General features: G+C 61.1%; 20 protein-coding genes and 1 riboswitch. Of the genes, 10 read left to right on the forward strand and 10 right to left on the reverse strand.

All coding sequences use genetic code 11. The features are described from left to right. Window positions 1-6 precede the first annotated feature (6 nt). Window positions 7-2,070 carry an ATP-binding protein gene (locus FHX15_RS03140; RefSeq protein ID WP_184393589.1) on the reverse strand — a complete coding sequence of 688 codons (2,064 nt, stop codon included), beginning with the start codon at window positions 2,068-2,070 and terminating at the stop codon, window positions 7-9. A 336-nt stretch (window positions 2,071-2,406) separates the two neighbouring features. Here FHX15_RS03140 and FHX15_RS03145 point away from each other — a divergent pair, with 336 nt between their 5' ends. Both FHX15_RS03145 and ilvN read left to right on the forward strand, forming a co-directional pair. Beyond that, window positions 2,407-4,200, forward strand: a complete 1,794-nt coding sequence (locus tag FHX15_RS03145; RefSeq protein ID WP_184393591.1) for an acetolactate synthase 3 large subunit — start codon at window positions 2,407-2,409, stop codon at window positions 4,198-4,200. 82 nt (window positions 4,201-4,282) lie between these two features. Next, window positions 4,283-4,855, forward strand: a complete 573-nt coding sequence (ilvN, locus tag FHX15_RS03150) for an acetolactate synthase small subunit (RefSeq protein WP_112569519.1) — start codon at window positions 4,283-4,285, stop codon at window positions 4,853-4,855. An 83-nt stretch (window positions 4,856-4,938) separates the two neighbouring features. Here the strand turns inward: ilvN and FHX15_RS03155 are convergent, their stop codons facing one another. Further along, window positions 4,939-5,934, reverse strand: a complete 996-nt coding sequence (locus FHX15_RS03155; RefSeq protein ID WP_246778852.1) for a class I SAM-dependent methyltransferase — start codon at window positions 5,932-5,934, stop codon at window positions 4,939-4,941. A gap of 151 nt (window positions 5,935-6,085) precedes the next feature. Then, window positions 6,086-6,931 carry an aldo/keto reductase gene (locus tag FHX15_RS03160; RefSeq protein ID WP_184393593.1) on the reverse strand — a complete coding sequence of 282 codons (846 nt, stop codon included), beginning with the start codon at window positions 6,929-6,931 and terminating at the stop codon, window positions 6,086-6,088. A gap of 149 nt (window positions 6,932-7,080) precedes the next feature. Here FHX15_RS03160 and FHX15_RS03165 point away from each other — a divergent pair, with 149 nt between their 5' ends. Then, window positions 7,081-7,674 carry a LysE family translocator gene (locus FHX15_RS03165; RefSeq protein WP_184393595.1) on the forward strand — a complete coding sequence of 198 codons (594 nt, stop codon included), beginning with the start codon at window positions 7,081-7,083 and terminating at the stop codon, window positions 7,672-7,674. Here the strand turns inward: FHX15_RS03165 and FHX15_RS03170 are convergent. Both FHX15_RS03170 and FHX15_RS03175 read right to left on the reverse strand, forming a co-directional pair. Then, the gene (locus tag FHX15_RS03170; protein ID WP_184393597.1) at window positions 7,666-8,136 is read right to left on the reverse strand and encodes a DUF2269 domain-containing protein; all 471 of its coding nucleotides are present in this window, start codon (window positions 8,134-8,136) and stop codon (window positions 7,666-7,668) included. The two genes, FHX15_RS03165 and FHX15_RS03170, sit on opposite strands and share 9 nt — an antisense overlap. After that, window positions 8,136-9,416: an SDR family oxidoreductase gene (locus FHX15_RS03175; protein ID WP_184393599.1), complete on the reverse strand. Its 1,281-nt coding sequence runs from the start codon at window positions 9,414-9,416 to the stop codon at window positions 8,136-8,138. Before FHX15_RS03175 ends, FHX15_RS03170 begins: the two co-directional genes overlap by 1 nt. Before the next feature lie 97 nt (window positions 9,417-9,513). On the opposite strand from FHX15_RS03175, the gene nthA reads away from it, so the two are divergent. The 3 genes from nthA to FHX15_RS03190 are packed head-to-tail and all read left to right on the forward strand — an operon-like array spanning window position 9,514 to window position 11,142. After that, window positions 9,514-10,140 (forward strand): nitrile hydratase subunit alpha, encoded by a 627-nt coding sequence (gene nthA / locus FHX15_RS03180; protein WP_184393601.1) that lies wholly within the window; start codon window positions 9,514-9,516, stop codon window positions 10,138-10,140. Then, window positions 10,137-10,796, forward strand: coding sequence for a nitrile hydratase subunit beta (nthB, locus tag FHX15_RS03185; protein WP_184393603.1), 660 nt, complete (start codon window positions 10,137-10,139; stop codon window positions 10,794-10,796). The genes nthA and nthB overlap by 4 nt, the downstream gene beginning before the upstream one ends. After that, complete coding sequence (locus tag FHX15_RS03190) at window positions 10,783-11,142, forward strand: nitrile hydratase accessory protein (protein WP_246778853.1); 360 nt, start codon at window positions 10,783-10,785, stop codon at window positions 11,140-11,142. The genes nthB and FHX15_RS03190 overlap by 14 nt, the downstream gene beginning before the upstream one ends. A gap of 20 nt (window positions 11,143-11,162) precedes the next feature. On the opposite strand, the gene FHX15_RS03195 is transcribed toward FHX15_RS03190, so the two are convergent. The 4 genes from FHX15_RS03195 to FHX15_RS03210 all read right to left on the reverse strand — a co-directional run bounded on the left by FHX15_RS03195 (window position 11,163) and on the right by FHX15_RS03210 (window position 13,971). After that, a complete protein-coding gene (locus FHX15_RS03195) occupies window positions 11,163-11,945 on the reverse strand; it encodes an anti-sigma factor family protein (RefSeq protein ID WP_184393607.1) in 783 nt (260 codons plus the stop codon). Further along, window positions 11,942-12,457, reverse strand: coding sequence for an RNA polymerase sigma factor (locus FHX15_RS03200; protein WP_184393609.1), 516 nt, complete (start codon window positions 12,455-12,457; stop codon window positions 11,942-11,944). The genes FHX15_RS03195 and FHX15_RS03200 overlap by 4 nt, the downstream gene beginning before the upstream one ends. A gap of 10 nt (window positions 12,458-12,467) precedes the next feature. Then, window positions 12,468-12,848 carry a hypothetical protein gene (locus FHX15_RS03205; RefSeq protein WP_184393611.1) on the reverse strand — a complete coding sequence of 127 codons (381 nt, stop codon included), beginning with the start codon at window positions 12,846-12,848 and terminating at the stop codon, window positions 12,468-12,470. 91 nt (window positions 12,849-12,939) lie between these two features. Next, window positions 12,940-13,971, reverse strand: coding sequence for a sensor domain-containing diguanylate cyclase (locus FHX15_RS03210; RefSeq protein WP_184393614.1), 1,032 nt, complete (start codon window positions 13,969-13,971; stop codon window positions 12,940-12,942). Between the two features lie 172 nt (window positions 13,972-14,143). Next, window positions 14,144-14,224, forward strand: a riboswitch (ZMP/ZTP riboswitch). Window positions 14,225-14,243: 19 nt separating this feature from the next. On the opposite strand from FHX15_RS03210, the gene FHX15_RS03215 reads away from it, so the two are divergent. The 3 genes from FHX15_RS03215 to FHX15_RS03225 all read left to right on the forward strand — a co-directional run bounded on the left by FHX15_RS03215 (window position 14,244) and on the right by FHX15_RS03225 (window position 17,743). Continuing rightward, the gene (locus FHX15_RS03215; protein WP_312861568.1) at window positions 14,244-15,545 is read left to right on the forward strand and encodes a glutamate ligase domain-containing protein; all 1,302 of its coding nucleotides are present in this window, start codon (window positions 14,244-14,246) and stop codon (window positions 15,543-15,545) included. Between the two features lie 156 nt (window positions 15,546-15,701). After that, window positions 15,702-16,481, forward strand: a complete 780-nt coding sequence (locus FHX15_RS03220) for an alpha/beta fold hydrolase (RefSeq protein ID WP_184393616.1) — start codon at window positions 15,702-15,704, stop codon at window positions 16,479-16,481. A 134-nt stretch (window positions 16,482-16,615) separates the two neighbouring features. Beyond that, complete coding sequence (locus FHX15_RS03225) at window positions 16,616-17,743, forward strand: ATP-dependent RecD-like DNA helicase (protein ID WP_184393618.1); 1,128 nt, start codon at window positions 16,616-16,618, stop codon at window positions 17,741-17,743. Between the two features lie 60 nt (window positions 17,744-17,803). On the opposite strand, the gene FHX15_RS03230 is transcribed toward FHX15_RS03225, so the two are convergent. Then, window positions 17,804-18,496, reverse strand: a complete 693-nt coding sequence (locus FHX15_RS03230; RefSeq protein WP_184393620.1) for a MerR family transcriptional regulator — start codon at window positions 18,494-18,496, stop codon at window positions 17,804-17,806. A 432-nt stretch (window positions 18,497-18,928) separates the two neighbouring features. On the opposite strand from FHX15_RS03230, the gene FHX15_RS03235 reads away from it, so the two are divergent. Further along, window positions 18,929-19,681, forward strand: coding sequence for a pyridoxine 5'-phosphate synthase (locus FHX15_RS03235; RefSeq protein ID WP_184393622.1), 753 nt, complete (start codon window positions 18,929-18,931; stop codon window positions 19,679-19,681). Window positions 19,682-19,707 lie beyond the last annotated feature (26 nt).

Below are 19,707 nucleotides of genomic sequence, written 5' to 3' on the forward strand. Positions count from 1 at the left end.
CTGCCCTCAATCCTTGTCGTAAAGGCTGCTCAACGGCTTCTTGAGAATACTTTCGCGCAGCGACATTCCGGGGTCACGTCGGGCAGGCGATGTCTGTTCGCCGAAAGCTGGCCTGGGCTGATCATCGCGGCGCATTTCGCGGCGGAGCGCCTCAAGCCGGGCGTCGATCGAGGTCTGCGGCGAGAGCGGAGGCGGTTCGGGCATGACACGGCTTTGCGGCGGAGGTTCTGCTCGCTGCGAGCGATCCTGCGGCAGGAGGTCGGGACGATAGGGTTCGAGCGCCACCTCCGACGCCGGCGAGGCGGCGTGAAACGGATCGGCTGCTTCGCCGGTCAAGTCGTCTGCCGGCTCGGGGCTCTCTGCCAAGGCCGACGTGTAGCTCTGCTGGAAGGTGGAAATATCCGGGCTTGCGGTAATCGCCCTCATGCGGGTGACGATGCGGCGCAGATCGACGGTATCAGGATCTTCCTCGGCATGTTTGCTGGTGGCGCTGTGTGCTTTCGGCAGCAGATTTTCGTCGACGCGCGTGAAGCGCATGCGCATCGGCACGCGGATTGCCTCGCCGAAGGCGATCGCCTCGCCGTTGCCGATCGAGGAGATGAAGCTCGTCGTCGAGATCGAGGAATTGGGGATGGCCGAGCGGATGATTTCCTGGTCGCGATCGTTGGCAAGGCGCATGGCAAAGAGCGTCGAGCACTGCGACAGGATCGTCTGGTCGAGCTCGCCGGGGCGCTGGGTGATAATACCGAGCGACACACCGTATTTGCGGCCCTCCTTGGCAATGCGGGCGATGGCCTGCCGTGTCGGGACGAAGCCGAGAGTCGGGTCAGACGGGATATAACGGTGCGCCTCTTCGCAGACGACAAGCATATGAATGGCGCCTTCGCTCCATAGCGCGATTTCGAAGGCCATGCGGCAGAGCACCGAGGCAACCGAATTGACGACTTCCGAGGGGATGCCGGCAAGCTGGAAAGTGCAGATCGGCCTGCTATCGCCCGGGATGCGAAAGATCTGTGCGATGGTCTCCGTGATCGTGTCGCTGATCGTGTTGTTGGAGAACATGAAGTGGTAACGCGGATCGTTGATCGCAGCGATGATGCGCATCTTCAGCGAGCGCAGGAACGGTTTTTCGGTGCGGCCTTCCAGCCGGCCAATGCGCTCGTCGATGAGGGCAAGGAGATCGGCGATGCGGTAGGGCACCGGGGTGTCGGCAGTGATCGAGCTCTTTTCCGTCTGGCGGCGCACCAGCGAACTGTCGCTCCCGCGGAAGGCGCGCTTGGCCTCCGGCAGGATATCGCGCAGCATGTCGAGTTCTTCCGGCACCGGCGGGCGGCCGCGGAAGACGACTTCGGCAAATTCTTCGAGCCTCATCAGCCAGAAGGGTAGGTCGAGCGTGTCGGTATCGATAGTGACGGCGTGTTTCGGGAAGGCGGCGGCAAATTCATTATGCGGATCGAGGATCAGCACGCGCAGCTTCGGATCGGCCTCGATCGCCTTGTTCAGCAGCAGCGAGACGGCAGTCGATTTGCCGACGCCGGTGGAGCCGACTACGGCGAAATGCTTCGACAGCATGGAGGGCACGTGGATCGCGGCGTCGATGCTTTCATCCTGCGTCAGGCTACCGATGACGGCCGTCGCTCCCTTGCCGGCATCATAGATGCGCATAAGGTCGGCGGCGCGAATGCGATGGGCGATGGCGCCGAGATAGGGGTAGCGCGAAATGCCGGTCGAAAATTCCTCGCGGCCATCTTCCTCGACGCGGACTTCGCCGAGCAATTCGGTCTCGATGCGGAAGATATTGTCCTGACCTTCGCCCCAGCCCTGGTTGCCGGTATTCATGGAAAAGACGAGGGCGACGACGCGGTTTCTGCCGACGCTGATGGAAATCAGCCGGCCGACGGACCATAATTCGGTGAGATCGGTGCCGCCGGCTTCCGCCACGGCTGCAATGGTGGCGCGCGATCCGCTGCATGCAACGACACGCCCGAGAAACCTGTTCCCCGGCGTAAGGCTGTCGCGGCGATCCTGTTCGCCCGCCCTGCCGGACGTTCTCATGTCGTTATCGAGCAAAGGGCTACTCCCCGCATGAAAGGGCAGGATATAATCGATCCTTTAACAAATCCTTCAGCCGCTGTTGGATCGCGCACCGCCTGGTTGGCAGCTATGACGGCTGCCGATTTTTTATGCGGGATGCGTTGACGCTGCGAAATTTTCTGTCTATCACTTCCGGCCATGACAATTTCGAACATTCTTATCGTGGTGGGAAGGCGCATGGGCAGGATGGTGTAACCATCCGGCGATAGCCACCCATGCGCTAGACGAAGGCTCCTCAGGGGCCTTTTTTTGTGCCCGAAATCAGGGCTTCCGGCCACACACTCAAATCCTCAGCATCAACGGAACAGACACATGGCGAGCACGGATAATCAAGCGGACAGCAATCGGATGACGGGAGCGGAAATCGTTCTCCGCGCGCTGAAGGATAACGGCGTGGAGCACATCTTCGGCTATCCCGGCGGTGCGGTTCTGCCGATCTATGACGAGATCTTCCAGCAGGAAGAGGTCAAGCACATCCTCGTTCGCCACGAACAGGGCGCCGGCCACGCGGCCGAAGGTTATGCCCGCTCCACCGGCAAGGTCGGCGTCATGCTGGTAACGTCCGGTCCCGGTGCCACCAATGCGGTCACGCCCCTGCAGGATGCATTGATGGATTCCGTTCCGCTCGTCTGCCTGACGGGCCAGGTTCCGACCACGCTCATCGGTTCGGACGCCTTTCAGGAATGCGACACTGTCGGGATCACGCGCCCCTGCACCAAGCACAACTGGCTGGTCAAGGATGTCAATGAGCTCGCCGCCGTCATCCATGAAGCCTTCCGCATTGCGCAGTCGGGCCGTCCCGGTCCCGTCGTCGTCGATATTCCGAAGGATGTTCAGTTTGCCACCGGCACCTACACGCCGCCGGCCGATCATGCGATCCAGAAGAGCTACCAGCCGAAGGTTGATGGCGATCTGAACCAGATCCATGCGGCGATCGAACTGATGGCGAACGCGCGCCGGCCGATTTTCTATACCGGCGGCGGCGTCGTCAATTCCGGCCCGGAAGCCTCGCGGATGCTGCGCGAGCTGGTCGAGCTCACCGATTTCCCGATCACTTCGACGCTGATGGGGCTGGGCGCCTATCCGGCCTCGGGCAAGAACTGGCTGAAGATGCTCGGCATGCACGGCTCATACGAGGCCAACATGGCGATGCATGATTGCGACGTCATGGTCTGCATCGGCGCTCGTTTCGACGATCGCATCACTGGCCGTCTGAACGCCTTTTCGCCGAACTCGAAGAAGATCCATATCGATATCGACCCGTCCTCGATCAACAAGAACGTTCGCGTCGATCTCGGCATCCGCGGCGATGTCGGCCATATTCTGGAAGACATGATCCGTTTGTGGCGGGCACTGCCGAAGAAGCCGGAAAAGGGGCGTCTGGACGCATGGTGGGCCGATATCGCCCGCTGGCGGGCACGCAATTCCTTCGCTTACACGAAGAGCAACGACGTGATCATGCCGCAATATGCGCTGGAGCGTCTCTATGAGCTGACCAAGCATCGCGACACCTACATCACGACCGAAGTTGGCCAGCACCAGATGTGGGCGGCACAGTTCTACGGTTTCGAGCAGCCGAACCGCTGGATGACCTCGGGTGGTCTCGGAACGATGGGTTATGGCCTGCCGGCAGCGCTCGGCGTGCAGATCGCCCATCCGGAAAGCCTGGTCATCGATATTGCCGGCGATGCCTCGATCCAGATGTGCATCCAGGAAATGTCGGCGGCGATCCAGCACAATGCGCCGATCAAGATCTTCATCATGAACAACCAATATATGGGCATGGTGCGCCAGTGGCAGCAGCTCTTGCACGGCAACCGCCTGTCCAACTCTTATACAGAGGCGATGCCTGATTTCGTGAAGCTGGCGGAGGCCTATGGCGCCGTTGGCCTGCGCTGCGAAAAGCCTGAGGATCTCGATGCGACCATCCAGGAGATGATCGACGTGAAGAAGCCCGTCATCTTCGATTGCCGCGTTGCCAATCTCGCCAACTGCTTCCCGATGATCCCTTCGGGCAAGGCCCATAATGAAATGCTGCTGCCGGACGAAGCTACCGATGAGGTGGTCGCCAATGCGATCGACGCCAAGGGCCGTCAGCTAGTCTAAGACTTTCAATTTGCGCATAACTCCTTTCCGAAAATCGACGCCGGTTTTCGGGGTTATGCGTTAGGGTAAGGAACCCAGGATCATGAACGCACACCTTCAACCAACGGGCTCTGCCTACTTCATCTCGCCAGAAACGGCAGCCGTCGAGAGCCATACGCTCTCGGTCCTCGTCGATAACGAACCGGGCGTTCTCGCCCGCGTCATCGGCCTGTTTTCGGGCCGCGGCTACAATATCGAGAGCCTCACGGTTTCGGAAACCGAGCATGCGGCGCATCTGTCGCGCATTACCATCGTCACCCGCGGCACGCCGCAGGTGCTGGAGCAGATCAAGGCGCAGCTCGAGCGCATCGTGCCAGTCCATCGCGTTGTGGACCTGACGGTGCGCGCCCGCGAACTCGGTCAGGACCGGCCGATCGAGCGGGAGGTGGCGCTGTTGAAGGTGATCGGCAATGGCGAGACCCGTGCCGAGACGCTGCGTCTGGCCGATGCCTTCCACGCCAAGGTGGTGGATGCGACGGTCGATCACTTCATTCTGGAGATTACCGGCAAATCCTCCAAGATCGACCAGTTCATTGCGATCATGAAGCCGCTCGGCCTCATCGAAGTCTGCCGCACTGGCATTGCCGCGATGAACCGCGGCGCGCAGGGTATGTGACGGGACCTGCCAAGCTCAGACGATGCCGGGCCACTTTCAACCTGCGGAATTTCCGATGGGTGCGGATCGTCGGCTTGGCATCATTAATGATCTTTCTTCGATAGTACGACCGCCGCCATATAAGGTTCGTGGGGTCTCGGTTCTTTCGACAGGCGATGTTCGAAACGGCTGAAGAGTTCATCGACAAATGCGGTCTGTTCGCGAGAGCGTGGAGCCACGCTGGCGATCAGCGGGCCGCTCCATGCGCGCGTCGCGTTCGCATGATGTCTGGCAAAGGTCAATCCGTCGCCGCTGACTTCGAATTCCGGCCAGAATGGATTGCTCACTTTCACCAGATCGAGGTGTTCCAGCGCTAGGTCTACGAAAGATCCGGATTGCCTGAAAGGGTCTTTGATATCCTCCAGGGACCGAAGGCCGATCGGGATGGTCATCTGCTCCTGTTCCCGTTCCGAGAGCAAACCATCTCGTCTCATCTCTTCGACTGCCGACCATAGTTCCCCAAGCAGCCACTCCCAGCCGGTGTCGGCTTCTGCACGGGCCGTGAACCCCAGGACGAGTTTCGCGCCTGGCCGCATCTCCCGCGACCGTTGCGTCAGAAAACATTCCCAGTCGCTCGCTTGCTGAGCCGCGACTGCAGCGACGACGGCCGGCGACTTGCTCATTCCCGCGAGAATATGATCTGGCGCATCGATTGCGTTGGTGCTCATCCATTGCAACGCCCAAGTGGACCAGCCAAGGTGCACGCGACCAGGCGGGAGCAACGGTGAAAAATAGGATTTGCCGATCGCCAGAGGAAATACATCAGAAGTTCCCGCCATATAGCTATTCGGGTCTGAAATCAGTGCTTCGAAGAGGGACGAGAAATCGTTCGACGGAAGGTCGGTGTGGATGATTTCGATTGGAGTGGTTGCGCCCACCCTGGAACGTAAAACGTCGACCGCCTTTCGCATCGGTATCATCGAATTTCGACCCTGCGAGCAGCCGTAATCGACGATGGTCACCGGGCCATCACCGATGTCCACCGTCCGGCACGCGGCTTCCCACAGGGAAAGCAGAGCGGCAATGCCGGTGGCTTGCATAGCGGAATGCCTGTTATAGAAGCCGCCCCCTTGCATCGCCGCTAAATCACTTCGCGTCGGACCGCCTGGCATCGGATTGCCTCGCTTGGTGTCCCGCAAAAATATCAGGCTTTCCCCGGCATGGCGAGGCAATTCCCCAGCGCTGCTGGGATCAGAGCATCTCCAGCGGCGTTTTCTTTGCCGGCGGCGGGAAGACCTCGTCGAGGGCTTCCCAGTCCTCATCGGTAATGTCGAGGGAGACGCAGCCACGGTTTTCGCGGGCGCGATCGATGTTCGACGTCTTTGGGATGACGAAGACGCCGTCGCGTTCGAGAAGGAAGGCGAGCGCCAGCTGCGCCGGGGTCGCCTGATAGGCCTTGGCGATATGGATCAGGTCGGGATGATGCAGGATGCGGCCCTGTTCGATCGGCGAATAGGCCATAATTGGGATGTTGCGGCTCTGGCACCAGGGCAGGAGATCATATTCTATACCGCGCCGCGAGATATTGTAGAGCACCTGATTGGCGGCGACATTCCGCCCGCCGGGCACGGAGAACAGCTCCTCCATGTCGTCAGTATCGAAATTGGAGACGCCCCAGGCGCGGATCTTGCCTGATGCCTTCAGCGCTTCGAAGGCTTCCACAGTCTCGGCGAGCGGATAGTTGCCGCGCCAATGCAGGAGATAGAGGTCGATGCGGTCAATGCCGAGGCGTTTGAGGCTGCCTTCGCAGGCGGTGATCGTGCCCTTGCGGCTGGCATTCCAGGGATAGACCTTACTGACGATGAAAGTCTCGCCGCGGCGCCCCTTGATCGCCTGGCCGACTATTTCCTCGGCTCCGCCATCGCCGTACATTTCAGCGGTATCGATCATCGCCATGCCGAGATCGAGGCCGGCCCGGAGGCTGGCAATCTCCTGCCTTGCATGGCCAGCATCCTCGCCCATGCCCCAGGTGCCCTGGCCGAGCGCGGGGACTTCGGTGCCATCGGGGAAGGTGATGGTGGGGATCGGATCGTCCATGGCGGTTCTCATCCTTTGCGTGCTCGGCCGACTATCAGGTAATCCTGTCACCATGACAATCATGTTATGGCGACAAGGGTTTAGGGCAGTTATGCAGACCTAATTCAACGAGCCGCAACATCATCAAACGGACAGTCCGGGGAGGTTTCATGCCGCTGGATACGTTTCTGGCACTACTGCTCTTTGCCTTCACGACCTCGATCACGCCGGGGCCGAACAATATGATGCTGTTTGCTTCGGGCGTGAATTTCGGCTTCCGCCGCACGATCCCGCATATGTTCGGCATCGGGGCAGGGTTCCTTTCGCTGCTGCTCGGCGTCGGCCTTGGGTTGGGCGCGTTGCTGCACACGATGCCGGCGGTCTATACGGCGCTGAAATTTGCCGGTGGGGCTTATCTCGTCTGGGTCGCCTGGAAGATTGCGACCTCGCGGTCCCTGAGCGAAGGCAAGAGCAGCGTGAAACCCATGTCGTTTCTCGGCGCTGCGGCTTTCCAATGGGTCAATCCAAAGGCCTGGGTGATGGCGGTGACGGCCATGGCGACCTATACGAATCCGGAACTCTATTTGATCAGCGTGCTGCTCGTCGGCCTTGCTTTTGCGGCGGTCAATGTACCCTCCGTGTCGACCTGGGCGGGTTTTGGCTCTGCTCTCAGGGAGTGGCTGTCCGATCCGGTGCGGCTGAAATGGTTCAACATCACCATGGCGGTGCTGCTCGTGCTCAGCCTCTGGCCAATGCTAAAATAGCGTCGGCTTTGTGAGCATCAGCCAGAGAATGCCGAGCACGGCGAAGAAGGCCGGGAAGCCGAAGGCGAACCAGATGCGGTAGAGGCTGAAATAGGCTGACGGCAGTGCGGTGCCCGAGGCGGCGGCCGTGCGCGCCAGATTGCACAGCCGAATCTGAATCCAGACGACCGGCAGCCAGAAGATGCCGGTCACGACATAAAGCACCAGCGAGAGTGCGATCCAGCCTTCCGTCAGATCCCAGCCGATGATGCGGGCGAGAAGGTAGCCTGTCACCGGCTGGAGAACGGCCGCCGTGCCCGTGAAGACCGTATCGGCGATGACGACGGTGCTGCTGACATGGGCGATGAGTAGGGGGTCGCGGGTGCGGTGTGCCATCACCATGAAGAAAGCGATGCCGGCGCCGGTGCCGAAGAGGACCGTCGCTCCGACCACATGGGCAACAAGCAGCAGTTCGGCAAGCATCAGCGTTCATCCAGAATGGCAAGGGCGGCGAGCGTTAGGAGCAGCGATGGCAGCACCTTGACAAGCGGCCCGAGCGGATCGAGCCAGAGTGCCGGTTCCAGAACCGTGCCACCGGCGAGATAGGCGAGCGATACGGCGAGCATGCCGAGGAGAGAGCGGCGAGCGAAGGGGCGGAAGAGCACGGCAGCGCCGAGCGCCATATCGATCAGGCAGGTGAGAATCGTCAGCGCCATGGCCGCATCGGCGGGCATGAAAGGCAGGAAATGGGAACTTGCCTGTCCTGGTGCCAGAAGGGAGATCAGGCCTGACAGCAGCCAGAACAACGACAGGCCTGCTATAACGGGCGCCTTCAACAGATAGAGGCGGGCGAACCAGAGGTCCTGCACCCCGGAGGGATTGGCGGCAAGCGTTGCAGCGGCCGACAAGGTCGGAAGGCCTGATGGCGTCGGCCTGTTCATACTGACACCTTCGGACATGACCGTCATGGCGGTGGAGCGCAGCGGCGAATGCCAGCCGAGATAGCCGGCCATATCGGCAAGCCATGTGATCGGCCTTGCGAGGACAGGCGGAATGGACAAGACCCGAGCCTCCGGCAGGCCGAGCCAGGCGCGATGCAGTTTGACGAGATCAGCGAGAGTATGCCGTTCCTCGGCCGCCAGTTCGATATCGCTACCGGAGGGGAGCGAGCCTGAGATTGCGGCCGAGACGGCAGCGGCGATATCGTCAACGGCGACGGTCTCGACGGCGCTGACAGCGTGAATGAGCGGTAGAACGAAGGGGAAGGCTGAGAGTGCGCGCAACAGCGCCGTGCCGCCATGGGCGTTGCGGCCGAGGACGAGAGAGGGGCGCAGGATCACGTGGGGCAAGCCTGACGATGCAAGGGCGGTATCGGCAGCGCGTTTGGTGGCGAGGAAGGGGAGATTGCTGCCGGCGCCGTCCGTTCTCGCGGAAATCTGAATGACGAGTATCGAGGAGGGTTTTGCTGCGGCATAGAGGGCGAGCATGGCCTCAGTCTGCGTTGCGGAGAGATCGTCCGAGAGGCCATCTTGAAGCGCGCCGGCGCAGTTGACGACGGCGTCTTGCCCTTTAAGGATATCGCGCCAGTCATCGGGTTGCGTCATCCGGGAGAGATCGGCGCGGCGCCACTGAATTCTCGGTTGCTTCAGGGCGGCACGGGCGGGGGTGCGGCCGAGGCCCGTGACGACATGGCCTGCGTCGGCAAGGCGTGCCGCGACGACAGAACCTATAAAACCTGTGGCGCCGAGAATCAGGATATTCATGGGACAAGCATAGTGTCAAAAGCTTAAGGTCTCGGAAGGGCTTGGCGCGGCGCCAGCAAGTGCTAAAACTGAGAAGAAATCCGGGGAGGGCCTCGTCTTGCATGACCACGATCACCATGATCATCACCACGACAACCATTATTCGGACATGCAGGCGCGTGTGAAAGCGCTGGAGACGCTGCTGACGGAGAAGGGGCTGATCGATCCGGCGGCGATCGATGCGATCGTCGAAACCTATGAGACGAAGGTCGGGCCGCGTAATGGCGCGCGTGTCGTTGCGAAGGCCTGGAGCGATCCGGACTTTGCCGAATGGTTGAAGCGGGATGCGACGGCGGCGATTGCGAGCCTCGGCTATACCGGCCGGCAGGGCGAGCATATGCGCGCCGTCTTCAATACATCAGACACGCACAATCTCATCGTCTGCACGCTCTGCTCCTGCTATCCGTGGTCCGTGCTCGGTCTGCCGCCGGTCTGGTACAAGGCGCCGGCCTATCGCTCGCGCGCCGTCATCGATCCGCGCGGCGTGCTTGCCGAATTCGGGCTGACGCTGCCGGTAGGTAAGAAGGTCCGTGTCTGGGATTCGACGGCGGAGCTGCGTTATCTCGTCATTCCCGAGCGGCCAGAGGGTACCGAAGACTTGAGCGAAGAGGGGCTTGCGGCTCTCGTCAGCCGCGATGCGATGATCGGCACGGCCATCGCCGGCAGCCCGGAGGTGCCGACGTGAACGGTCCGCACGATCTCGGCGGGCAGATGGGCTTCGGCCCGGTCGCGCCCGAGAAGAACGAACCCTATTTTCATACCGAGTGGGAAAAGCGGGCGCTCGGCATCACGCTTTCCTGCGGTGCGTTCGGCGCGTGGACGATCGATGAAAGCCGGCATGCGCGGGAGAATATCCCACCGGCCGATTACCTTGCGGCAAGCTATTACGAAATCTGGATCCGCGGCATCGACATGCTGCTGGAGCGCCATGGCTTTGCGACCCGCGAGGAACTTCTTTCTGGGCACAAGCAGCAGGACGGCGCCGTGCCGAAGCGGGTGCTGAAGGCGGAGATGGTGCCGGGCGTGCTCGCCAAGGGCGGTCCCTGCGACCGGCCGGTCGAGACGGCGCCGCTCTTCGTCGTCGGCGAAACTGTGAAGACGAAGAATTTCAATCTGCCCACCCATACGCGGCTGCCGCGTTATGCGCGGGCCAAGACCGGCGTCGTCGAGGCGGTGCAGGGCTCCTTCGTCTTCCCTGACGACAATGCGCATGGCAAGGGCGAGAACCCGCAATGGCTCTACACTGTCGTTTTCGATGGGAGCGAGATCTGGGGTGAGGGAGCCGATACGTCGCTGACGGTGTCGATCGATGCGTGGGAGAGCTATCTTGAGCGAGTCTGAGCTGGCACAATCGCCCGGCCTGCCAAAGTCACCGCAGGGTGATCCTGTCTTTCCCGAACCTTGGGCGGCGGAGGCATTCGCCATGGCCGTGCATCTGCATGAGAGGGGGCTGTTTACCTGGAGCGAATGGACGGAAGCTTTGTCGCGTGAATTGCACGGGTACGGCAGGGCCGAGGATGGCAGCGATTATTTCCATTGCTGGGTGGCAGCGCTTTCCGATCTGATCGTCGACAGCGGCGTCGCGGATATCGACGCGATCCTCGACCTGCAGGAGAGCTGGCAGAGGGCAGCGGAGGCAACACCGCATGGCAAGCCGATCGAGCTTGCCAACGATCCGCTGCGCTGAGTTCCGACGCAGTTCCTGCCTCAGGACGGGAACTGCCGGTAACACTCTTCCGCCACCTTGCGCAGCATGTCGCGGGAGATTTCGCCGGTTACCGCATAGCCGAGTTCACCGTCGATCCAGTAAAAGGTCTCGACATCCTTGGCGGAGGCGAAGCGGAAGCTTGTCGTCCTGTTTTCCTCATTGCGGCCGACGATGACGGTCAGCCGCTCGCCTGCCTGATCCTCGTACATGAACATGGCGCCCGGCCTGCCATCGACCGGCAGCAGGCGACCGCCGACGAGGCGGAAGCCGAGGGATTTGAGGTCCGGCACCTTGAGGTCGGGGATTGCCAGCCGCTTGCCGAGCCAGGTGGCGAGATGGGCTTCCTCGTTGGCGAAGACCTCGACCGGGTGGCGCACTTCGCTCGCATAGACGAGGAAGGCGGTCTCGGCCTGTTTCGGCAGGGTTTCGGATTCGGCCAGCTGCAGCGGCGGGCGTTCAAAGAGCGGCGGGATGAAGCGATCGCTGACGGCGCCGAGCGCAAACAGCACGAGGGCGGCGGCGGCAAAAACGGAGCGCATCTTCCAAGGAGAGGCCGGTCCTGCCGGTGTCACCAGATGGAGATCTATATAGCGGCTCTTCTCATAGCCTGCAAACAGAGATTTGATGCCGGCATTCTGCGTCTGCCAGCCGGCCACAGTGGCTGCTTCATCGGGGTTTTCAGCGAGATAGGCTTCCACGCGGGCGCGGGCTGCCTCGGGCAGTTGCCCGTCGGCATAGGCATGCAGATCCGCTTCGGTCACGGTGGGGTTGGTCTCGTTCATTTCGGTCTCCGAAGCGTAATCACGTTATCGGCTTTGATATGCTCGCTCATGCGCTGGCGCGCGCGCGACAGGCGCGACATCACGGTGCCGATCGGTATTTCCAGCATGGTCGCGACTTCGCCATAGCTGTAGCCTTCAATGACGACGAGCATCAGCACAGAGCGGTGATCTTCCGACAGGCTGTCGAGGGCCTGTTCGAGCCGCCGGAGTTCCAGCGGATCGGCTTGGGCTTCCGGAACGGCCATCTCTTCGGCGGCATCGAGTTCGACCAGCCGGTCGCGGGGGCTTGCACGGCGGGTATTGCGGTAGAGGTTAGTCATCGTCGTCAGCACCCAACCGCGCAAATTGAGGCCGCGCCACTGGCCGCGCCGGGCCAGAACCTTTTCCACGCAATCCTGAAGCAGATCCTCGCCATCGGCATCCGAGCGGGTCAGGCTGCGGGAATAGCGGCGGAGCGAAGGAAGGAGGGCCAGGATCTGGCCCTCGAACGTATCTGACGGAGGCGTCTTCACGCTGGCCTCATCAGGGCTTGGCGACATCCCAGACACCGCCGACGCCGTCGCCGGTGGCATCGCCGGATTTGGTGTCCTTCACAAAGTAATAGAGAGGCATGCCGTCCTTCGCCCACTGCTTCTTTCCATCCTTGCGTTCGACGAGCGAGTATGCGCCTTCGGCCTTGGCACCGCTAGCGGCGAGGAAAGGCGGCCAGTTGGTGGCGCACTTGTCGTAGCAATTCGAGACGCCCTTTTCGTCTTTCTTGTAGGTATAGAGCGTCATGCCCTTTTCGCCGGCAAGAACCTTGCCCTTTGCCGTTTCGACGGTGGTGACGGAGGGCGCGGCGAAGGCTGCAGTGGCGGTGGCGGCGATAACTGCCAGCGCGGACAGGAATTTCACGGACTTCATGGTCTCTCTCCTCGGGTTAGGCACGCGTATTCGCGATACCTGACATGAGACACGGTAGCCTCTTGGTTTATTCCAGGTTCTTTTTCAAACGTCACTTCGGATCGAAAACCACTAAGCAGTCTCGTCCGGCTGCCTTGGCACTATAGAGGGCGCCATCGACGTTGCGCAGCAATTCGGCGCGGCGGCGGCCGCCTTGCGGAGCAAGGGCTGCACCGATACTTAGGCCGGCACGAATGATGTTTCCTTCGATGGCGAAAGGGTTGCGGAAGGCCGTGAGCAAGCGCTCGGAGACCGAGATCAGCGCTTCGGTGTTCGGCGGGTTCGGCACGAAGATCGCGAATTCGTCGCCGCCCATGCGCACGACGATATCGCCCGAACGAATGACTGAGCGGATGCGGTTTGCCGCTTCGCGCAGCACTTCATCGCCGATATGATGGCCGAGCGTGTCGTTTATCGACTTGAAGCCGTCCATGTCGAGATAGAGCGTGCCGAAGGTCTGACCGGAGGCAAGGGCTGCTTCCAGAGCGTGGTCGACGATGGCATCGAGCGCCGAGCGGTTGAGGAAGCCGGTCAGCGGGTCGGTCATGGCCGCGGTGCGCAGGCTGCTTTCGGCAAGGCCCATGACGAAATTCGCCTTCTGCAGCCGCAGAAGCGCGCTCGCCACGCGGGCAAAACGGCGAAGATTGGCGGCTTCTTCCTCGGTAAACAGGCGCGGCTTCTGATCCAGGATGCAGAAGGCGCCGATTGCCAGCTCGTTTTCCAGTTCCAGGGGCGCACCGGCATAAAAACGGAAATATGGCGGGCCTGTCACATAGGGCGCGGTGCCGAGCTCCGCATCCTGTTCTAGGTCGGGAATGACAAGCATGTCGTTGGCGAAGACGACGCGGGTGCAGAAGGAGAGGTCGCGTGGGCATTCGAAAAGCTGCATACCCGCTTCGCCGGCAATGCGAAGCCAGTCCTCATCTACGATGTTGACGGCGGCATAGGGCATTGCGAATGCGTTCTTGGCGAGCTCGGCAAGGGCCGCAAGCTCCGGTGTCGGACTGCTGCTGATGGCGTTCAGCGAGCGTACGGCAAGCAGTCGCTGCGGTTCGTTGACTGGAATTCGGATAGTCTGTCCCACTCGGATCTCCGTCTCTGTCAAAGACAGGGGATAGAAATGGCCCTATCGAAAATCTCTGCAAGAGCTAAAATTCACCAGCGTTAACTGGCCGTTGCCGGGCAGGGCGTCGCGGTGGAGCGCTACCGATGACGCTTGCGAGGCTAGGCAGCGCGATGGAAAGCTTCTAGTGTCGCGCAGCCTGCGTGACTGGCGAGACAGATGGAGAACCATCGGGCAGCGCAGGTTGCCGATGCCGCTCGCCTGGGCACGAAATGAACCTGATACCGTGTGCCATGCCCATGCAGAACCAAAATCCGCGCCTTATCGAAGCCCTTTCGCAACTTGACCAGCTCACCAACTGGGAACAGCGCCCGCGCGGCGAAATGCGCGTCGGGCTGGAGCCGATCCTCGATCTCTCGGCCCGTCTCGGCAATCCGCATCACGCCTTCCGCTCGATTCATGTGGCAGGCACGAAGGGCAAGAGTTCGACCTCGGCGCTGCTCGAAGCCGGCCTGCGCCATGCCGGCATTTCCGTCGGGCGCTATGCTTCGCCGCATGTGGAGCATATTTCCGAGCGTGTCAGCGTCAATGGCCGGCCGGTCGAGGAGGCTGCGCTGGCCGAGGCGCTTTTCGTGGCGCTCGATGCGTTGCGCACCGCAAGGACGGAAGGGACAGCGGCGGAGGCTGCGACCTGGTTCGATATGCTGACCGCGGCCGGCTTCCTGATCTTCCGGAATGCGGGCGTAGAATGGGCCGTGGTCGAGACGGGCCTCGGCGGGCGGCTGGATTCGACCAATATCGTCGCCAGCGACGTTTCCATCATCACCAATATCGGCCTCGAACATACGGAAATATTGGGCAAGACCCGCGCCGCCATCGCCTTCGAAAAGGCCGGCATCATCAAACCGCATTCAACCGTTGTGACACCGCTTGAGGCCGACGATGAGGCGGGTGCGGTTATTGCCCGGCGCGCAGCTGACATCGAAGCGCGACTTGTCCGGCCAGATTTTTCCGGGCTGAAGACGATTGCCGAGCGAAATGTTGCCGTTGCAGGCGCCGCGCTCGACGTGCTGGGCGAACTCGGCGTGGAGGCAAAGGACGGTCGGACGGTTGGCGGATGGCTGATCGACAAGGCGGCCGAGCAGGAATCGCAATTGCCGGGACGGCTGGAGCGCTTCGTCGTGCCCGTCGCGGGCAGGGGCGTTTCCGTCGCACTCGACGGCGCGCATGTGCCTTTCAATCTCGAAGCGGTGCTTGACGATCTCTCCGGTATGGAGGGATTTTCCGGACAGGGGATCGCAGTCGTTGCGATTGCGGCGGACAAGGACGCAACTGGGCTCCTGGAGGTGATGGGGCGTTCCGGTGTCTCTCCGATCTTCACCTCGGTTTCCGATCGCTTTCGCTCGCCTGCCGAAATGCAGCGAATTGCCGACAAGGTCGGTCTTGCGAGCGAGATGATCGAGGATCCGCAGAAGGCTTATGAGGCGGCGCTCGTGAGAGCTTCTGCAGCCGGCGCATGGGTGATCGTGACGGGATCGCTTTATCTCGTTGGGCTGCTGCGCGAGAGGATCATTCACGAAGCCGCAAAGGGCTAGCGCCGCAAAATAGGCGGGATAGCGATCCTCCCGTCAGCCTTAGGTCTCGGCATTTCAGTTTCACGGAAGAGTGAGACCTTCGCGTCATTATTATATTGCGCACAATTAAATTGTACGATATCAGTCCTTGCCATTGGCACTCGAAAGGAGCACAACATGCGTAATTTTCTGAAGATTTCTCTGGTTGCCGGTGCGATTGCCGCGATGGCTTCTCCCTCGCTTTCGGCTGATGCAAAGCCGACGGTAGTTCTGGTGCATGGCGCTTTCGCTGATGCGTCGAGCTGGAACGGCGTCATCGAAAAGCTCGAAAGAGATGGCTATCCTGTTATCGCCGCCGCCAATCCGCTTCGCGGAGTCAAATCCGATGGCGACTATATCAGGCGCGTCGTTGCCGGCGTCAAAACGCCTGTGGTGCTGGTCGGGCATTCCTATGGCGGCTCCGTGATTACCGAAGCTGCGTCTTCGGCAACAAACGTTAAGTCGCTGGTCTACGTTGCCGCATTCGCACCCGATAGCGGGGAAACGGCCGCAGCACTCTCCGGCAAGTTCCCGGGCGGCACCCTGGCCTCGACGCTTGCCGAGCCCGTGGCGCTCGATGGCGGCGTCAAGGATCTCTATATCGATCAGGCCAAGTTCCATGATCAGTTCGCAGCCGATGTGCCGAAAGGTGAAGCTCGTCTGATGGCGGCGACGCAGCGCCCGATCACCGACGCGGCGCTGAACGAGGCTACCGACAAGACGGCCTGGAAGACAATCCCGGCTTATTTCGTGTATGGCGATGCGGACAAGAACATTCCCGCAAAGGCCCTGCAGTGGATGGCCGACCGCGCGAAGTCAAAGGACACGGTCGTGGTGCATGGCGCATCCCACGTCGTCATGGTCTCTCATCCCGACAAGGTCGCGAAGTTGATCGAAGAGGCAGCTACAGCCAAGTAGCTTGCGACGCGGTTCCCTCGCAGGAGCCAGCTTGAATTGGTGCGTGCCGGACGGATCCGTTCCGGCACGCCTGCGGAGGCAATCCATAGAATTTCGCCTTGCCTATGCCGGGCGAATCCTGCCAAGTCGCTTCCATGCAATTCGCCCCTCAACAGGATGAAGCCCTGAAGGCCGTTTCGAACTGGCTGAAGGAGGGCAGGTCGCCGCTCTTCCGTCTGTTCGGCTATGCCGGAACGGGCAAGACGACGCTTGCGAAGCATTTTGCCGAGCATGTCGATGGCGACGTTCTGTTTGCAGCCTTCACCGGCAAGGCGGCGCAGGTGCTGCGCTCGCGCGGGGCATCGAATGCCAAGACCATCCATTCGCTGATCTACCGGCCGCGCGGCGAGGAAGAGGTGGAAGACGAGGAAACCGGCAAGACCTCGATCGCGCCGATGTTTTCCATCAACCGTCAGAGCCCCGTCGCCAAGGCGTCCCTCATCATCGTCGACGAGTGCTCAATGGTGGACGAGGCGCTCGGCAAGGACCTGATGAGCTTTGGCACGCCGATCCTCGTGCTCGGCGATCCCGGCCAGTTGCCGCCGGTGTCGGGCGGCGGCTATTTCACCAATCAGGAGCCGGACTATCTGCTGACCGATATTCACCGGCAGGCGCGCGACAACCCGATCATCCAGCTCGCCATGCAGGTGCGTGAGGGCAATGAGATCATGTATGGCGATTACGGCACGGCGCAGGTGATCTCGAAGAACGAGGTGACGCAGCCGCTCGTCATGGATGCCGACCAGGTGCTCGTCGGCACCAACAAAACGCGGCGGCGCTATAACCAGCGCTTGCGGGAACTGAAGGGTTTTTCGACAGATTATCCGCAGACGGGCGACAAGCTGGTCTGCCTGCGCAACGACCCGGCCAAGGGCCTGCTCAACGGCTCGCTCTGGCAGGTCATGACCTCGTCCAAGGAAACGACAAAGCCCGGCATCAATCTGCTGGTTCGCCCTGAGGACGACGACATGGACCGGGGCGCTGCCAAGATCAAGCTCTTGAAGCAGGCCTTCGAAAATGTCGAAGGCGAGATTCCCTGGAACACGCGCAAGCGTTACGATGAATTCGACTACGGCTATGCGCTGACGGTACACAAGGCGCAGGGTTCGCAGTGGAACAATGTCGTGCTGTTCGACGAAAGCTGGGCCTTTCGCGATACGCGCGAGCGCTGGCTCTATACGGCGATCACGCGTGCGGCGGAGACGCTGACGATCGTGCGCTGAAGCATGGCGTCCGCTGAATATTTCTGCTCCCGCGCAGGTAACCGGTGGCGGTCGGGAAGATCAGGCCTGCACGACGCCGAGGAGAACCGCCTTGGCGATTGCCTGGAAGCGGTTGTTGGCGTGAAACTTCAGAATGATATCGGCTTCGAGCGCGCGTGCTTCCTCATGCTTGAGGTCGAGCGCGCGGGCGATGCGCGGGGTCGAATATCCCTCGGCCATCAATTCCAGGCACCGGCGCTCCTGATCGGTCAGGCTTGCCGGATCCCTGTTGTCATTGATCGGCGGCAGATCGAGGCTGGCGTCGTAATCGAGAAGGTCGCTTACCTGCTGCAGTTGCCGGTGCAGCGTCGACATCTCGGCCGTCAGCTCGCGCTTGCGCTGGGAGAGGGCCTCGTGGAAAATCGATTCGGCCTCTTCCTGAGAAGTCGCACTGCGCAAAACCTCCATCAATTCCTGGATGACGGCAATCGGCATGCCGGTTTCGCGACAGACGGTGATGACCGCCATGCGCATGACGTCATCCTGACCGTAGACGCGCATCAGGCCGATGCGGTTTGCGGAAATCAGGCCTTTCTCCTCGTAGAAATGCAATGTCCTGTGCGTGACGCCGAAAGCATTCGCCATGTCGGCGATGGGAACGGGACCTTGTGGGAGATCCGGCGGCAGAGCAGCCGAAGGCAGGAACCGGTATTTCGACCGGGCCTCCGAAGCAATACCGGCGGCAGCAAACATGCGTTTGGAACCGTCTGGCATGAACCCTCCTGGGGCAGCTAGTTGCACCTCATGCGGTTTGCCAATTGCTTCCGAAGCGCGGCGAGTGGGGTTTCCTCAAGCGTTCTTGTCGTTGGAAGAAGCAGGACTCGGCGTACTTACTCGTTACGCTACGCCCACATTATGCGCGGACGGTGTTTTTTAGAAGTGCTAAAAATAACCGTTTTTAAATGGGATAGCAACGTTCGGGCGCCTCAATCTGTCTCTTGTCAGGTGTGTGGTATAGTGGCACCACCGCTGACGAATGATCTCGTAGAGAGCAGGGATTACTGTTTCCGGTACGCGTGTGACGCCAGCCGTTGAGGAGGGCGCCGCCATCACCACACGGCATGGATGCATGCGCGAATCTCATTGGCCTTCCCAGACGGCTTGGCTTAAAAGCAGGCTCAGTCTTCACCCCTGATGGATAGCGCCATGCCCGCCAAACTTTCCGTAAACCTCAATGCCATCGCCATGCTGCGCAATCGTCGCGATCTGCCCTGGCCGAGCGTGGAGAGGCTTGGGCGTATTGCGCTCCAGGCGGGCGCCTCGGGTCTCACAGTGCATCCGCGGCCGGACCAGCGGCATATCCGCTTCTCCGACCTGCCGGTCATCCGCAATCTGATCGATGACGAGTTCCCGGAAGCCGAATTCAATATCGAGGGCTATCCAACCGAGGAATTCCTCGAGCTTTGTGCCGCTGCAGCGCCGGAGCAGGTGACGCTGGTGCCTGACGACCCCTCGCAGGCAACTTCCGATCATGGCTGGGATTTCCGCAAGCATCAGGCGTTCTTGACCGATGTGGTATCGCGGCTGAAGAAGATGGGATGTCGCGTTTCGCTGTTTGCCGATGGCGACGGTGATGCAGAGGCGGTGAAGGCGGCAAAAGCAACCGGTGCCGATCGGATCGAGCTTTATACCGGCCCTTATGGCGGCTGCTATGATGCGCCGGAACGTGCAGGGCCGATTCTCGACGCGCTCGGCAAGACGGCGGATGCGGCGATTGCGCTTGGGCTTGCGGTCAATGCCGGCCATGACCTGACGGTTGCAAACCTGCCTCCGCTAGTGAAGCGCATTCCCGGTCTTGCGGAAGTCTCGATCGGCCACGGGCTGACGGCAGATGCGCTGGAATATGGGATGGCGGAAACCGTGCGCCGCTTCTGCCGGGCCTGCGGTCAGAAAATCTGACAAAAGGGCCCGCCCTTGGTGGATGC

It is taken from the genome of Rhizobium sp. BK650, from assembly GCF_014195325.1.
Taxonomy (GTDB): Bacteria; Pseudomonadota; Alphaproteobacteria; order Rhizobiales; family Rhizobiaceae; genus Rhizobium.